Source organism: Nostoc sp. JL33 (genome assembly GCF_017114985.1).
Taxonomy (GTDB): Bacteria; Cyanobacteriota; Cyanobacteriia; order Cyanobacteriales; family Nostocaceae; genus Nostoc.
In genome coordinates this window covers 116,791-132,870 of the sequence record NZ_JABXKP010000104.1, presented here as the reverse complement: position 1 = coordinate 132,870, position 16,080 = coordinate 116,791, and the positions used below count along the sequence as shown (strand labels likewise).

Genomic DNA, 16,080 nt, shown 5'->3' with positions numbered 1-16,080 from the left:
CGAAGGTTTTAGCTCTGATTTAAGAACTAAAGTGCATACTACGAATTACGAATTACGAATTACGAATTATTTTAAGTTGGCTTGACTACAACTGAATTACCCTCAATCTTGGCGGCGTAAGTTTTAAGCGGTTCTGTCGCTGGGCCTTTTTGCACTTTTCCATCAGCCCCAAATTCGGAACCATGACAAGGACAAGTGAATTTTTTTGCCTGAGCTTGCCATCCTACCGTGCAACCTGCGTGAGTACAAGTAGGGTTAACAGCAGTCAGATTTTTGGCTTTAGATGTGCCGACTACCAACACAGGCCCGACGGGTGAATTTTTCGCCAGCAATTGACCTGTTTTATCTAATTGTGCCGATGTACCCACTGTTTGCCAATCCTTAGATGCTGAAGTTGTCCCAGAAGAACAAGCTGCGATCGCTACAGGTAGAGAACTCGCTATCCAACCCAAACCCACCCAATTAATAAAATCACGACGTTTCATAACTACTGAAATAATCTCTAAGTTTTAGCTAACATCTGGCACTCAATGCAAGGATTTTAGATTTTGGATTCAGAAATTAAGCGGTTTGCGTCACTTATGGGTGACTTTCATGCAAAAAATGCATAGGTTTCATGCATTTTCAGCAATTTTACTATAAAACCGTAACAATTTATACGATTTTAACAGAAATATCACATTAAGTTATGAGTATCGAAATTGTTACATGAACATTATCCAAACCTGCTTGACAAATTCTCAAGATGTAAATTGCAACAAGTTTTCCTTAACTAATCACGGATTTAGAGTTTCGCTTTGGAATGCTCTTGAGTAAAAATAATCAGCCGTAAGCAAATATTAAGTTTTTATTACCTAACCCTCGTAGATACAACACCATGATGGAACTACGGATTGGTTGATATTGGGCAATTATCACCACAAATTCTCACCATATTCAGTAATTTAAAACGAGAGTCAGCCTCATGACAGACACAACAACTACCACCACTAGCCTGAATAAATTTGAGAAATTCAAAGCAGAAAAAGATGGACTCGCCGTCAAGAGTGAGATAGAGAAATTTGCCGCTTTGGGCTGGGAAGGAATGAACGAAATAGACCGCGATCATCGACTCAAATGGGTGGGTGTGTTTTTTCGCCCAGTTACCCCAGGTAAGTTTATGATGCGATTGCGGATGCCCAACGGTATTCTCACCAGCAGTCAGATGGGTGTTTTAGCCCAAGTGGTGCAGCGTTACGGAGATGATGGTTGCGCTGATATTACTACCAGACAGAACATCCAATTACGCGGGATCAGAATTGAAGATTTACCAGATATCTTTAATAGATTTCACGCAGTTGGTTTAACCAGCGTTCAGTCAGGGATGGATAATGTCCGCAATATCACAGGCGATCCTGTGGCGGGGTTGGATGCAGATGAGTTGTACGACACACGAGAGTTGGTACAGCAAATTCAAGATATGCTCACCAACAAAGGGGAAGGAAATCCAGAGTTTAGCAACTTACCACGGAAGTTTAACATTGCGATCGCAGGGGGACGAGACAATTCAGTTCACGCTGAAATCAACGATTTAGCTTTTGTGCCAGCATTTAAAGAAGGGAGTGGGGAATCGGGAGTGGGGAGTGGTGAACAATCCCCTACTCCCTACTCCCTACTCCCTACTCCCCAAAAAGTTTTTGGCTTCAATATCCTTGTGGGTGGCTTTTTCTCAGCTAAACGTTGTGAAGCGGCGATTCCCCTAAATGCTTGGGTGGCTCCAGAGGATGTGGTAGCTGTATGTAGAGCAGTTTTGGAAGTCTTTCGGGATCATGGCCCGCGTGCTAATCGGCAAAAATCCCGCCTGATGTGGCTAATTGATGAATGGGGTTTAGAAAAGTTTCGAGCAGAAGTAGAAAACCGTTTGGGTAAATCATTATTACCCGCAGCAGCAAAAGACGAAATCGACTGGGAAAAACGCGACCATATCGGGGTATATAAACAAAAACAACCAGGATTAAATTACGCAGGTTTAAACATTCCTGTCGGGCGGTTGTATGCCGAAGATATGTTTGAAATTGCTCGTCTAGCAGAAGTTTATGGTAGTGGCGAAATCCGCTTCACAGTTGAGCAAAACATCGTCATCCCCAATATTTCTGACTCGCGTTTAGCAACATTTTTAGCAGAGCCTTTGCTGGAAAGATTTTCTATTGACCCAGGTTTGTTGACGCGATCGCTAGTATCCTGCACAGGCGCACAATTTTGCAACTTTGCCCTGATCGAAACCAAAAACCGCGCCCTGGCAATGATTAAAGCCTTAGAAGAAGACTTAACCTTCACCAATCCAGTGCGGATTCACTGGACAGGTTGCCCCAATTCCTGTGGACAGCCTCAAGTTGCAGACATCGGCTTGATGGGAACTAAGACTCGCAAAAATGGCAAAACCCTCGAAGGCGTTGACATATATATGGGTGGCAAAGTTGGTAAAGATGCCCATTTAGGAACTTGCGTCACCAAAGGCATACCATGCGAAGACTTGCAGCCAGTATTACAAGATTTACTCATTAAACATTTTGGGGCAAAACTCAAGCAAGAAGCCCTACTAGTTAGTAATTGATTGGGCATTGGGCAAAACTCATACTTCAACCTTAAAGGCTCAACCTTCAACCTTAAAGGCTTAAGCTTCGACCTTAAAGGCTTAAGCTTCAACCTTTAAGGCTTAATCTTCGACCTTTAAGGCTTAATCTTCGACCTTAAAGGCTTAAGCTTCAACCTTTAAGGCTTAAAGGTTGAAGCTTAAAGGCTTATCTTCTCCTACCTCTTCACCGTATTTTATTCAATTTAGAAAGATTGGAATGCTTAAAAACTTATTTTCATTTAGCGATCGCTACCGCATCTTACATCAGACTTGGTTTGCTTTCTTTCTTACCTTTGTTTGTTGGTTTAATTTTGCTCCCTTTGCTACAACCATTGGCAAAGAGCTACATTTAGCGCCAGAGCAAATCAAAACTTTGGGTATCTGTAACCTTGCTCTCACAATCCCCGCACGACTAATTATTGGGATGCTTCTGGATCGTTTTGGCCCCAGAATCACCTACTCAATCTTGCTAATGTTTGCGGTTGTTCCTTGTTTGGCGACGGCGCTAGCGCAAGACTTTAATCAACTAGTTATCAGTCGTTTGCTGATGGGAATTGTTGGATCTGGGTTTGTGGTTGGTATTCGCATGGTGGCGGAATGGTTCCAGCCGAAGGAAATGGGAATTGCCCAAGGTATTTATGGCGGTTGGGGTAACTTTGGGGCTTTTGGCGCAGAGTTTGCCTTGCCAATGCTTGCAGTTTCTACTAGCTTTTTCGCTGGTGGTACTTCTAACTGGCGGTTTGCGATCGCGCTTACAGGGATCATTGCAGCCATCTACGGCGTAATTTATTACAACAGCGTCCAAGATACGCCCACTGGGAAAGTTTACAAGAAACCTAAGAAAAATGGTTCTCTAGAAGTCACCAGTATTAAAAGCTTCTGGGCGATGATTGTCTCGAATTTTGGTTTGATTTTCGCTCTAGGTTTATTAGCTTGGCGCTTGGAACAAAAGAACATTCACTTCCTAACTCTCAGCCAAATGTATCTGACTTGGTTGCTATTAGCAGGATTGTTTGTTTACCAAAGTTATAAAGCTTGGGAGGTAAACCGAGAACTTCTAATTGGCAAGAAAACTTATGCTCCATCTGAGCGCTTTCAGTTTGGTCAAGTAGCATTACTCGAATTCACTTACATAACTAGCTTTGGCAGCGAACTGGCAGCCGTTTCTATGCTTCCGGCATTTTTTGAAAAAACTTTTGCTTTAGAGCATGTTATAGCTGGGATGATTGCCGCTAGCTATCCTTTCTTAAATTTGATTTCTCGTCCTAGTGGTGGCTTGATTTCTGATAAATTTAACTCGCGTAAGTGGACAATGACAATTATCAGTGTCGGCATTGGCGTTAGTTATTTGATGGCACATTTTATTAATAGTAACTGGCCGATTCCGCTAGCGATCGCAGTTACCATGTTTGCCGCTTACTTCGCCCAAGCTGGCTGCGGTGCAACTTACAGCATCGTACCCCTAATTAAGAAAGAAGCCACTGGACAAATTGCCGGTAATGTGGGAGCTTACGGTAATTTTGGCGGCGTAGTTTACCTGACAATTTTTAGCTTAACCGACGCTCCAACACTATTTAGCACAATGGGTATAGCTGCTTTAGTCTGTGCTTTCATGTGTGCCTTCTTCCTCAAAGAACCAAAAGGTTCCTTTGCCGCCGCTTATGAAGGTGAATTACCAGAAACCGCAACTAAAAACTCCATTTTCTTAACTGAAGAATAATCAACTCAAGGATGAAGTAAAAAATTCACTATCAAATCTGAATTAGAGAACATTACACTTCATCCTTCCATAGCAATCCTAATTCATGAAAATCTCTTCTTCTCTCTGCGCTCTCTGCGTCTCTGCGGTTCGATAAAAAGCTTTTTGCATAACACACAAATTTCTCAACCTGTCGCTACATCTGAGGTTGCAAAATCAAAATAACCAAATGGTACAACAGCCATGAGTGAATTTACCAAAACCCTCTGTCCCTACTGTGGTGTTGGCTGTGGACTAGAAGTTTCACCTCCAGCCCAACTTGGCAAAGCAACTAATCGAGATAGCCAAGGAAATCCAACTTGGCGAGTTCGGGGCGACAAAGCCCATCCATCCAGTCAAGGAATGGTTTGCGTCAAAGGCGCAACGATCGCAGAATCTTTAGATAAAAATAGATTACATTACCCAATGGTGCGAGACTCCTTAGATCAAGAGTTTCGGCGCGTTAGTTGGGATGAAGCTTTTGAACTGATCACCAAGCGCATTCAAACCGTGCGCTTCACTCAAGGCCCAGAAGCCATTTGTATGTATGGTTCCGGTCAGTTTCAAACTGAGGATTACTACATAGCCCAGAAACTCATGAAAGGCTGTCTGGGTACCAATAATTTTGATGCCAATTCTCGCTTATGTATGTCTAGTGCTGTAGCTGGCTACATTCAAAGCTTTGGCTCAGATGGCCCGCCCTGTTGTTACGAAGACTTAGAGTTAACTGACTGTGCATTTTTAATTGGCACTAATACAGCCGAATGTCACCCGATCGTTTTTAACCGACTGGAAAAATATCACAAAAAGAACCGCAAAGTCAAAATGATTGTGGTTGATCCGCGTCGCACACCAACCGCAGAAGCTGCTGATTTGCATTTAGCGATTCGTCCTGGTACAGATATCGACTTGTTGAACGGCATCGCCCACTTGTTGATGCGCTGGAACTACACTGATCCGATGTTCATGGACGACTGCACCGTTAACTTTCCCGCATACGCTGAAGTGATTCGCCACTATCCGCCAGAAGTGGTAGCTCGTGAATGTGGAATCAGCATTGAAGATTTAGAAACAGCAGCACACTATTGGGGTAAATCTGAGCGGGTACTATCTTTGTGGTCAATGGGTGTAAATCAATCCTCAGAAGGGACGGCTAAGGTAAGAACTATCATTAACCTGCACCTAATGACTGGACAGATTGGCAAACCTGGGGCTGGGCCTTTTTCTCTCACTGGTCAGCCAAACGCAATGGGAGGAAGGGAAGCCGGAGGTTTGGCGCATTTATTACCAGGTTATCGGGTGGTAAAAGATCCTCAGCACCGCGCAGAAGTTGAGGAGTTCTGGGGACTCAAGCCAGGACAGATTTCGCCGAATCCCGGTTTGACTGCTTGGGACATGATTACTGGCTTGGAAGATGGCGCTGTAGAGTTACTATGGATTGCGGCTACTAACCCAGCTGTGAGTATGCCAGATTTGGAGCGAACTAAGAAGGCGTTATTGCGATCGCCTTTTACCATTTACCAAGACGCCTATTATCCTACAGAAACCTCTGCCTACGCTCACGTTTTGCTACCAGCAGCCCAGTGGGGTGAAAAAACTGGTGTGATGACAAACTCCGAACGGGTGGTAACTTTATGTCAAGCATTCCGCCAACCGCCAAGAGAAGCTAAAGCAGATTGGGAAATTTTTGCTGAAGTTGGACGTAGATTAGGTTTTGAGAAAGAGTTTGCCTTTCTTGACTCTGCCGAAGTTTATGCTGAGTTTGTCAAACTAACTAAAACTCGCCCCTGCGATATGACAGGTATCACTCACACGCAATTACAAGCTGACGGCCCGACTCAATGGCCTCACCCAGAAGAGGGGAGTGGGGAATCGGGAGTGGGGAGTGGGGATAAAACATTCTCTTCCCCTACTCCCCACTCCCTACTCCCTACTCACTCCAAAAGACTTTACACCAATCTCCGTTTCCACACCCCTGATGGACGCGCTCGATTTGGGGCATATTACTCAAAGGGATTGGCAGAACCACCAGACCCAGATTATCCGTTTGTGCTAACTAATGGACGCCTTTACGGACACTGGCATACGCAGACACGCACCGGGCGGATTGAAAAAATTTGCAAAATGCATCCCGAACCGTTTATCGAAATTCATCCCCGTGATGCTGCTCGGTTAGGTGTTGTAGATAATATGTTTGTGGAAGTGCGATCGCGTCGGGGTAAAGCTAAGTTTCCTGCTAAAGTGACAAAAGCGATCGCACCTGGTACACTTTTTGTCCCCATGCACTGGGGTTCGCTGTGGGCAGACAATGCCGAAGCTAATGCCCTCACCCATCCAGAATCCTGCCCCGATTCACTGCAACCAGAATTAAAAGCCTGTGCGGTGCAACTGATACCAATTTCTGTAGAAGTTACAGTCAAAAATTATCAACTCCAGTCCTCACAATGGTCAGCTGCAAAGTAAACCTCTAAAGTGGTAATTTCGTCAATAATCAATAGTCAATAGTTATGATAATTTTTTATGACTCTCTACTTTTGACTGTTACCAATTACCATATCTAAAGAAATAAAATCTCTAGTAACAAGAGGTTTTACTGAGCCAGGATTTTAGCTAGGGATAAAGAATAAAAAATAAATAGAAAACTTACAAAACATCAGCAAGGCATCTTTTTTAACAAAGTTGTCCAATTTAATTCCTCAGCAATAGAAGAGCAACACGAATTGAACGCCTAATTAAAATCCACGTTACAAAACGTAATTACGAATTAGGAATTATTTTAATCCTCTAGATTTATCTATGGGATTTTCTTTTATTTTAGAATCGGGTGCAGCATTATGAAAAAGCTACTGAGGCAAATTTTAGTAATTACCAGTGATCAGAACTTCATGCACATCATCGAAAATATAGAAGTGCTAGTTTCTAAAGCTCTATCTATTTTCATGGTAATTGTGATTTTGGTAGCGATCGCAGATTTAGGAGTGTTTATTTTTAAAGAATTATTTACAGTGCCTTACGGTACTTTCAACACAACCTTATATAAGATTTTCGGTTTATTTTTAAATATTTTAATTGCTTTAGAGATTTTAGAAAATATTACAGCCTATTTACGAAAACACGTTTTTCAGGTTGAATTAGTTATTGTTACTTCTTTAATTGCTGTTGCCAGAAAAATTATTATTCTTGACTTAGGAAAAATTGGAGGTCTTGATATAATTGGTCTAGGTATAGCTATTCTTGCCTTATCAATTAGTTATTTAATAATTCGTCTCAGTAATTCCAAAGATGCAAGATAAATAAAATGTCCAATTTCTTTCAATTTGAAGCCGACTTTGTTGATTCCCTACGTTGCATCCCCATGCAGGTGCGTTGCAAATTAGATACCTGTGGCATCAAGCTAAAATTGTCTGATTGGAATCAAATGACTACAGCCGAGCGTGAAGCTTTAGTCGAATTACCTTGCACTACAGAAACGGAAATTCAGTCTTACGGCGAACATATCCAGCAGTTAATTATACAACGCACAGGTATACCAGCGACAAAATTGCCCATTGAGCCTCATCCCGCATGGCTAGACTCCGCCACTGTACCAGCCAGCATCCAGGAAAAAGCTCAAGAGATAGGTGTAACCTTGACACAGCAAAATTGGGCAGCTTTAACGCCATTGCAGCGTTTTGCCTTGATTAAACTCAGCCAGCCAGGACATGAAAACAAAAATTTTCCCAGAGCGATCGCAGAATTTAATCTGCTTTAATTAGGGGCTGACAAATGAAAAAATACTCAACTATTTCTTGTGGGGTGGGGCGAAAAGAGCGCCCGCAGGCAAAGGCGGGCCCAAAAGCCTGCCCCACCTTTGCGAACGTGCCGACATTTTTTATTAGCTGTGCCTAAGCCCTATAATATTTACTTTATAAACAGCTATTAACTATTGATTAATAGGTGAGGGTAACAAAAATATGGCTGCAAAGAAACTTTTGATGCTTGTTGGAGACTATGTAGAAGACTATGAAGTAATGGTTCCTTTCCAGGCATTGCAAATGGTGGGACATACTGTCCATGCAGTTTGCCCCGACAAAAAAGCTGGCGACAAGGTGCGGACAGCAGTTCACGACTTTGAAGGAGACCAGACTTACAGCGAAAAACCCGGTCACAATTTCACTTTAAATGCTACGTTTGCAGAAGTAGAAGCCGCAACCTATGATGCCTTAGTCATTCCCGGAGGACGGGCACCAGAATATATTCGTTTGAATCAGCAGGTGCTAGAAATCACCCATCACTTTGCCCAAACGAATAAACCGATTGCTGCCATCTGCCACGGCTTGCAGTTATTGGCCGCTGCTGATGTACTGCAAGGCAAAAGATGTACTGGTTATCCTGCTTGTAGCCCAGATGTCAAGAGTGCTGGCGGGATTTATGTCGATATCCCTGTTGATCAGGCAATAGTTGACGGTAACTTGGTGACAGCACCAGCTTGGCCTGCTCACCCCCATTGGCTGGCAGAATTCCTCATAGTACTTGGAACTAAGATTGAACACCCAGAACTGGCTAAAGTTGTTTGAGGCAAGATACCGCAAATCCTTTGATTCGATCTTCGGAGCAGTTTCTTTCCCTACTCCAAAGGAGATTAGTCAATTATCAGTGGCAAGAAGAATTGACAACAGAAAACTGAAAATTATAGGGTTTTTTGATCAGCCTAAATGCAGTAAAAACTACTATTTTTTGAGCAATTGCCGTGGGTTAAATTTGCAAATAGGGTGTCAAGAGTATACCACCGATCCAAGCTGAATTTATCCGTGTAACAAGCCCGGTTTTGGACAAACTCTCAGTAGATGGAATAGTGATTCAGATTAAGTGAAACAATTTTAAATTTTGCATTTGGAAATTTTAAATTTCTTAGCAGTAAGTGAAGCTATAGTGGATTTAGCAATGCTGCTGTTAATGTGGCTAAGGTTAGTCCTGCTGCCAAATTATGTGAAGAATTAGTTTAGAAACGCACTTCTTATCGATGACAGGCAAAAACGCAAGACATAATGCATTTCTGCGGCTAGTGTCTGGTAATGGGGCAGCTTTTGGATCAGAATCTCGCTACTCGCTGCCCCCCAGTAAAGAGATGGTAATTGGACGCGACCCCAGCTGCCAAGTTGTCTTGGATGCCATGATGTACCGAATGGTATCTCGTCGTCATGCGGTGGTTCGTCCCCTTTCTCTATCCCCAGACAGCAAATTCAGTTGGGTGCTTTGTGATTTGAATAGTGCTAATGGCACTTATTTGAATGGACAACGCTTGTATGAATGTCAAGAATTGCACGCAGGCGATCGCATTTCTCTAGGTGCTGATGGCCCGCAATACGTTTTTGAGTATGAGTTTACCTCAATCACCCCGGCCACGACAGTGAACCAGGTTACACCCCTGCCTTCGGCGACAAACTACCACAACCACACGCAATTAAAGCAGCCAGATTCTGTTAGCTTCACCCAGCTTTTTCCGATTATTTCCACTGGTAAAGATTTAACTAGTAAAGCTTACCTCGTACCGGGAATACTCACCGTAATCTTTGTAGTGTTAATGTTTGCTACAGTCGGTCAGCCTCAAGCTAATCAAGTTATTGTAGCAAGTTACATCGCCTTCGCTGCCTACTATTTTGTTTACCAACTTTGCGGTAAACAGAAGCCTTGGTGGGTGCTAATGGCTGCGGCATTGTCTACGATGCTAATTTTGCTCAGTCCGGTGTTGGATGTATTTATCTTCGTGTTTCGCACCTTCCTACCTGGAAAATTGCCCTCACCCCAAGAATCTATCACCTTCACAGAATTACTGGTGCGGATGTTTTTTGGCGCTGGCTTGATGGAGGAATTACTCAAGGGATTGCCTGTATTAGGGGCTTTTGCCCTCGGTAGAATTTTGTCTTCACCTTGGCGGGAACGCATAGGCGTCTGGGAACCTCTAGATGGTATTCTCCTGGGAACAGCTTCTGCTGTGGGCTTCACTCTCTTGGAAACTCTCGGACAATATGTGCCAGATATTACGCAAAATGTCACGCAACAGGTGGGTACAGGCGCTGCTGGTCAACTAGCGGGTTTACAACTGCTAATTCCGCGAATTTTAGGCGCTGTAGCCGGACACATGGCTTATAGTGGCTACCTGGGTTATTTTATCGGATTGGCTGTCCTCAAGCCCAGTAGAAGTTGGCAAATTCTCTCTATTGGTTATCTTAGTGCCGCTGCTCTCCACGCTCTGTGGAATGCTACAGGATCAATCAATGCCTTACTCTTGGTAGTTGTTGGGGTGTTATCTTATGCCTTTTTGATGGCGGCAATTCTCAAGGCACGGGCGCTGTCACCGACGCGATCGCAAAATTTTGCTACCCGATTTCTTGGCCCAAAATAACAGATAGGGAGAAATTAATTTACGCATTGTCCCTTGCGCGTCTTTGTGCGATACGCTATTCGCAGACAAGGGCAGGGAGTTAGGGAGTTAGGGAGTTAGGGAGAAAAATTAATAACCAATGCCCAATGTCCAATGACTGTTGAATATTTATCTCTTGGGATAGATGGCGTAGTTTGAAAATCAGCGTATTGTCAATTTATTATGGGTGAATTGTACTTACAAGAATAAAGATAATTAAGCTTTTTTGTTGCAAAAGTCTTGATTTTCGACTCTGCGTAAGGCAAACCAACATCTTTGCAAGAGAGCAAGAGACACCTCTGTTGAGAGTAAGTGCAAAGGGCGTTTTCTATTTCCTGTCACCTGTGACCTGTTCTTTATTTATGGTTGAGACTGAGACTTGTTAAGTTGAGTCAAAGCATAGGAAGCGATCGCTAAACTAACTTTTGCTTTCTCTATTTCTGATAAAGCTGTCCACTCGCTATTTTTCAGATTAGTGAGCGCAGATGCCGCGTTTTGCGGTTCGCTACTTCGCATAGCGTAAGCAAAAGGACGAGCCAAAACTAAAAGATCCTCTGTTCCCCAAGTTGGTAGTACTGTCTGAATACACTCAACCAGTTGCTCACTTATTAATTGGCGAGAAGCAAATATCTCAGCAGCTTTGGTGGCGATGGCGTTGAGCAATTCTTGGGGGACATAAGCACAAAAAGTAGTACGTAATGTTTCTTGAAGATTAAGCAATCCTGCGTGTTGTAGGTTGTGATTGTGGTCTGGTGTAGAAGCAATACCAGACCAAAGTGTGTCTAGATGGCTGTAAAAATCTTGCGATCGCCTGATCAGTTCTTCATCAAGTAAATCTGGTATACCAAATTGTTGTTCTAGTTCCTGAAAATAAGGTTCTGATTCATCATCACCTGGATTCCAGGGATAGGTAGCATCTTCTGGTTCCAGTAAGGCTTCTAAAAACTCTAAATCTACTTTATATGGCAAAGAGGAGAAAGTGTCCGAGTCGTTAATTTTTTTAGCCATTTTTTATTGCCTCAAGATTATTTGGTCATATTGACAGCTACAATTCCTCAGAAGAGATTTCCGCAAAAACAGTTGATTTCTTCTCCGGGTAAAACAGAATTTAAAGGTTGATGCTCAACATCCAAATCGATTTATCAAGAAGGGGAATGGGGGAAAGGTAAAAAGCTCTTTGGCGACAGTGGGCGACCTAATTCATTCCTTTGCCTTTAGCCTTCTTTTTGAATAGCTCTGCTAGGAGTCCTCAATAATAAACTCCCAGGTTTCACCTCTAGCGCTTCCAAACTTTAACTGCATTCCTGATTTCAAAGGGACTTCCTCGCGGAGGATTTGTTGCCAACCATTAGGGCCTAAAAACCAGGTTGTCCCGTAGGTGGAAAAATCTTGCAAGTAATAAGTTCGCATCAGTGTAGCATCAGTAAGAGTATTGCGACAGAAGATTTCGGCGTGGCGTTTGGATACAGATGGTTCGGGGATGACAATATCATTGTCCTTCGTGCGACCGATGCGAGTGACTCCATAACGCAACAACCAGGTTTTCCCTTTTGGGGTTAGCGATCGCAAAGAAGCAGTCACAAGCGGGAAACCTGCATCAGGAATGGCTGTGTCTGGTAGTTCGGTAATACCTTCATCTAGGTTCTTAATCAGTTCGCCATTAAAATCTGGATGCAGGTAGAGAACAGGCAAAGTCCAAGCAGGTTGATTAAATTTATATAGTGTTAATAACTCTTGCCTAGCCAGTGCTACGGCTTCATCAATTGGTTTGTGCGATCGCAAAGCTTCGGTAAAGGCTTGAATAAAACTCTGGCTTTCGTGATCAGCGATTTCATCGCGCATCCCCAGAACCGCAGGTACACCATGACGAATTAGTACTTCTGCTAAACTGCTGGCAGGTATCGCTTGATGATTGCTAGCAGCTGGTTGTGCGCCCCAACAGGCGTTGAAAACCGCTAGTTTCACACCTGTACGGGTCAATACTTGCGCCAATTCGATCCCATTCAAAGGCATATCTGGTCGCAAAAACAGTAACCCCCCGTCTGGGCCTGGCAAACCATGTCCAGCATAAAAGAAAACATTGTATGCTTTGGTTTCTAATTCATCAATCAACTCCTGTGGAGTTGGTTGTAGGAGTTGATTCACTATACAAGGTGCATATCTTTGGGAATTACCACCGACCGGCGTATCTGCAAGAATTTGCTGTAAGATTGCAGCTTCTTGTTCCAGTTGCAGGTTTTGATCGTGACCTAAAACCAGCAGAATACTTAAAGCCTTGTCAGTTCGCAAATACGGTAAAGCGTCAACTTCAGTGCTGGTGCGACTAAATAGCAAATCTGGGGAGAGAGACATCGCCGATTGACCAGGCTCACGCTGCATAATTTCCCAAGGGAAAGCGATCAGATCCGGGTCACGAATTTCTAATCGAAAGCGCAAACGTGTATGCTCACCCATAGCAATCCCGCGACTGCGTTCTAGACTACCGAGAATTTGTCCGTCGAATACCCAGCGCCATAAATTCATTCCCAAGTATTGCATCAGACGACTGCTGTAGGGTTTAATGGCTTCACCTGAAGGGGGTGAAATCCAATCTATGGGCAATGGGTTGGTTTTTTGAGATGTTGAGTTTGAGGAAATATCGAGGTGACTATGACCAGCAAACATTTGCTGCCATTCTTGCCAAACTTGAGTCAGTTCAACAGGCCATACACAGTCACGTAAAACGTAGCCACTGGGATAGGGAGCCTTGACCACCCAAATGGCGAAGTTATCAGTGCCAGTGTTTAAGAGACGGGCGATCGCCAAATTCAGGGATGGCATGGATTCATTAAAATAAAAGCTAAAAACAAATAATTTAAAATAACAATTCTCCAAAGTGAAAATTTTCTACTTTTTTACCTTGTAAATTTTTTACTTCTTTTTGTTACCTGTTATTATTCCAGGTTTTTACAAGTTTATCGAGTCTTTAACTAAGTTGGACTGCTGCCAGTTGGTTCAGTAATTGCTGGTTGCGTACCAGTTTTACATGGATTTGGTACGTTTGATTGTAAAACAGATACCGCAGTAGGGTTCAGTTGGGACAAGTCCAGCAATACTGGTTGCGGCAAAGGTTTTGAATTTGATGGAACTGAGGAAGTTCCTGCTGGGTTATTAGTATTAGCTGGAGTTGGTATGCTTTTATTGGCACAGACTCGCATAGACACGGAAGAATCAACAGAAGCTGGTTTGGGATTTGATTTTTTCTCAATAACTTCTAAAAAAGTCCCACGCGGAAGTAATTGGTTGTTTCCGAAGGGGATTTCCTTGTTGGTTTTAATTACCCAACCCGGAGAAAGGTTAGCAAGCGATCGCGGTGTGGGTGTCGGTTCGATGGTAGGGTTGAGAGTTTGTATGGGATTGGAAAAAATTGTAAATAGCCCTGATGGCGATCGCAGTTGCTTTAGGAAAAATCCGATAGCACCTGCTGCTACCACCAATATTAACGGAACTATCCACTGTAGCGGTATCGACGTTTTCACCGGCTCTTTTTCGGGAATGACCTGAGTTTTCTGGTTTGGGCTACTTAAAAGTGTTGCATTTGCCGTGGACGTAAAATCAACAGTTTTTGCGGAGGAACTGTCTGTAATGATTGCTTTTATGGTGATTTCTGGTTCCCAGTATTGGACTTGATAGTGGACTAAAGCGACGGTGACATTATCGTGTCCATTTTTAGTATTAGCGATTTCGACTAATCTATCCGCAACATTTACTATATTTGTTTCCCCAACTAGAACCGGCAATATTTCTGTTTCCCAGTACTCCTCCACGCGATCAAAATCACTCAAACCATCGGATGTGAGCAGAAAAACAGCATCTTCATCGAGCATAAACCGTCCCGATGTCGGATGCAATGAAGTGCTCGGCCCCATCCCCAAAGCCTGGACTAGAGAGCCAGCAGCACTCTGTTGCACAGCCTCGCGGTAAATGGCATAACCTAGCCGCACTTCGCGGGAGGCGACATCATCATCGAGGGTAACTTGATAACAGCCGTGGCGTGTAATCCAGTAGGCACGACTATCGCCAACGTGGGTAATGTACATTTCATGAGCAACAGGCAATGCCATGACTAAAGTCGTGCCCATGCGCTGACGCCCTTGGCGATTTTCCAAGTCATTGCGCTGACTAATTTTGTCATTGGCAATTGCCACTGCCTTGTCTAGGTCATTAAGCAGCAGTGAGGGGTCTATGTGGTCGTAGGGAACTTTTGTTAGTTGCTGTACCTGTTGCTGAATCGTTTCAATCGCTAAATTTGAGGCGACATTGCCACCCTCATGTCCACCGATGCCATCACAGACAATTGCTAAGGCTGTTGGCTGGGGTGGTTTGTTAATCAGAGTGCCACTGGGGGGGCTACAGGCATCTTCGTTACGTTGGCGACTTGGCCCAGTGTCGGTTTTGGTGATAATTTTGATCGTGGGTGTTTGCGATCGCCCTAACCCAGCCAGTCCCCGATCTAAAACTCCGATTAATTGATCGGTTGAATTGATCTCTCCCTGAATTAAGGAAAGGCTAACCTGATTAACAAATTCAGTTATAGCTGGTTTGGCATCACTAACCAACTGCTGCCAAAATTCACCTAATTGGGGCAATTCTGGTGATGTTGCGGCGTCGAAACGCAAATCCAACAAACGTACTAATGATCCTTCTGTGCGTAATACATAGGAGTCAAGTAAGCTAGAGGCGACACCTTCACTCGCAAGAGGTTGCCACAGATGAGCTATTTGCCATAACCAATTGAGTTGGCGCATTGATGTCGCATCACGCCAAGCCGTGGTTAACTCGCTGCACAAATGCACTTGTTGGATTGTGTCATCTACTAATACTGGCGGTTTTTCTAAGAGTAATATTTCTCGATGGGAGGAGCCGTCAGCGACAAAAAGCACTCCATATACCTGCGGTACGTGTAAGCGGTAGGGAATGAGTCTCAGGTAAGCTTTTAGAGGCTGCAAATTCTCTAACTCAGGCGTTAGCGCTAATAAACCAGGCTTCGTATCTAAAAGAACAAATTTATCAAGGACTAAGTAGCGATCGGCTAATATTTCTCCAGGGCTACCCACACTTGGGCTATCTACCACAGCCCAGAGGTAATGTTTGGGTAGGGGCGTGGAACATCGCTGGCAAAACTTGTGAGTCAGGGGGTTGGCAGCCTGACAATTTTCGTTTGGACAGTAGAGCGTTGCCGCGTCATTTTCCATAGTTTTCGCACCGATCAGCGATTGGCAATTTCTTTAACAGCATTAGTAGGGATAATCTAGACCGCTCATCTTTCTGAAACTTGACATAACC

At 43.6% G+C, this 16,080-nt stretch carries 11 protein-coding genes; 7 read left to right on the top strand and 4 right to left on the bottom strand.

All coding sequences use genetic code 11. The annotated features are described in order from the left end of the window. Positions 1–71: 71 nt before the first annotated feature. Positions 72–485, bottom strand: a complete 414-nt coding sequence (locus HWQ23_RS32610; RefSeq protein ID WP_292837940.1) for a QcrA and Rieske domain-containing protein — start codon at positions 483–485, stop codon at positions 72–74. 479 nt (positions 486–964) lie between these two features. Here HWQ23_RS32610 and HWQ23_RS32605 point away from each other — a divergent pair, with 479 nt between their 5' ends. The 7 genes from HWQ23_RS32605 to HWQ23_RS32575 all read left to right on the top strand — a co-directional run bounded on the left by HWQ23_RS32605 (position 965) and on the right by HWQ23_RS32575 (position 10,737). After that, positions 965–2,593: a ferredoxin--nitrite reductase gene (locus HWQ23_RS32605; RefSeq protein ID WP_292837938.1), complete on the top strand. Its 1,629-nt coding sequence runs from the start codon at positions 965–967 to the stop codon at positions 2,591–2,593. 238 nt (positions 2,594–2,831) lie between these two features. Continuing rightward, positions 2,832–4,334 carry a NarK family nitrate/nitrite MFS transporter gene (locus HWQ23_RS32600; RefSeq protein ID WP_292837914.1) on the top strand — a complete coding sequence of 501 codons (1,503 nt, stop codon included), beginning with the start codon at positions 2,832–2,834 and terminating at the stop codon, positions 4,332–4,334. A gap of 222 nt (positions 4,335–4,556) precedes the next feature. Further along, positions 4,557–6,815, top strand: a complete 2,259-nt coding sequence (locus HWQ23_RS32595; protein ID WP_292837912.1) for a molybdopterin oxidoreductase family protein — start codon at positions 4,557–4,559, stop codon at positions 6,813–6,815. A gap of 371 nt (positions 6,816–7,186) precedes the next feature. Continuing rightward, positions 7,187–7,645, top strand: coding sequence for a phosphate-starvation-inducible PsiE family protein (locus tag HWQ23_RS32590; RefSeq protein ID WP_292837910.1), 459 nt, complete (start codon positions 7,187–7,189; stop codon positions 7,643–7,645). A 5-nt stretch (positions 7,646–7,650) separates the two neighbouring features. After that, the gene (locus HWQ23_RS32585) at positions 7,651–8,103 is read left to right on the top strand and encodes a nitrate reductase associated protein (RefSeq protein ID WP_292837908.1); all 453 of its coding nucleotides are present in this window, start codon (positions 7,651–7,653) and stop codon (positions 8,101–8,103) included. A gap of 202 nt (positions 8,104–8,305) precedes the next feature. Further along, complete coding sequence (locus tag HWQ23_RS32580; protein WP_292837906.1) at positions 8,306–8,908, top strand: DJ-1/PfpI family protein; 603 nt, start codon at positions 8,306–8,308, stop codon at positions 8,906–8,908. 446 nt (positions 8,909–9,354) lie between these two features. Further along, the gene (locus tag HWQ23_RS32575) at positions 9,355–10,737 is read left to right on the top strand and encodes a PrsW family glutamic-type intramembrane protease (RefSeq protein ID WP_292837904.1); all 1,383 of its coding nucleotides are present in this window, start codon (positions 9,355–9,357) and stop codon (positions 10,735–10,737) included. A gap of 378 nt (positions 10,738–11,115) precedes the next feature. Here the strand turns inward: HWQ23_RS32575 and HWQ23_RS32570 are convergent, their stop codons facing one another. The 3 genes from HWQ23_RS32570 to HWQ23_RS32560 form a co-directional block, all read right to left on the bottom strand. Continuing rightward, a complete protein-coding gene (locus HWQ23_RS32570) occupies positions 11,116–11,763 on the bottom strand; it encodes a hypothetical protein (RefSeq protein WP_292837902.1) in 648 nt (215 codons plus the stop codon). A 231-nt stretch (positions 11,764–11,994) separates the two neighbouring features. Further along, positions 11,995–13,575 (bottom strand): CHAT domain-containing protein, encoded by a 1,581-nt coding sequence (locus HWQ23_RS32565; protein ID WP_292837900.1) that lies wholly within the window; start codon positions 13,573–13,575, stop codon positions 11,995–11,997. Between the two features lie 149 nt (positions 13,576–13,724). Then, a complete protein-coding gene (locus HWQ23_RS32560) occupies positions 13,725–15,989 on the bottom strand; it encodes a protein phosphatase 2C domain-containing protein (RefSeq protein WP_292837898.1) in 2,265 nt (754 codons plus the stop codon). Positions 15,990–16,080 lie beyond the last annotated feature (91 nt).

Coding starts and splice junctions, on each gene's coding strand:
- HWQ23_RS32575 (WP_292837904.1), top strand. CDS start 9,355: ATGACAGGCAAAAACGCAAGACATAATGCATTTCTGCGGCTAGTGTCT.
- HWQ23_RS32570 (WP_292837902.1), bottom strand. CDS start 11,763: ATGGCTAAAAAAATTAACGACTCGGACACTTTCTCCTCTTTGCCATAT.
- HWQ23_RS32585 (WP_292837908.1), top strand. CDS start 7,651: ATGTCCAATTTCTTTCAATTTGAAGCCGACTTTGTTGATTCCCTACGT.
- HWQ23_RS32590 (WP_292837910.1), top strand. CDS start 7,187: ATGAAAAAGCTACTGAGGCAAATTTTAGTAATTACCAGTGATCAGAAC.
- HWQ23_RS32560 (WP_292837898.1), bottom strand. CDS start 15,989: ATGGAAAATGACGCGGCAACGCTCTACTGTCCAAACGAAAATTGTCAG.
- HWQ23_RS32610 (WP_292837940.1), bottom strand. CDS start 485: ATGAAACGTCGTGATTTTATTAATTGGGTGGGTTTGGGTTGGATAGCG.
- HWQ23_RS32595 (WP_292837912.1), top strand. CDS start 4,557: ATGAGTGAATTTACCAAAACCCTCTGTCCCTACTGTGGTGTTGGCTGT.
- HWQ23_RS32580 (WP_292837906.1), top strand. CDS start 8,306: ATGGCTGCAAAGAAACTTTTGATGCTTGTTGGAGACTATGTAGAAGAC.
- HWQ23_RS32565 (WP_292837900.1), bottom strand. CDS start 13,575: ATGCCATCCCTGAATTTGGCGATCGCCCGTCTCTTAAACACTGGCACT.
- HWQ23_RS32600 (WP_292837914.1), top strand. CDS start 2,832: ATGCTTAAAAACTTATTTTCATTTAGCGATCGCTACCGCATCTTACAT.
- HWQ23_RS32605 (WP_292837938.1), top strand. CDS start 965: ATGACAGACACAACAACTACCACCACTAGCCTGAATAAATTTGAGAAA.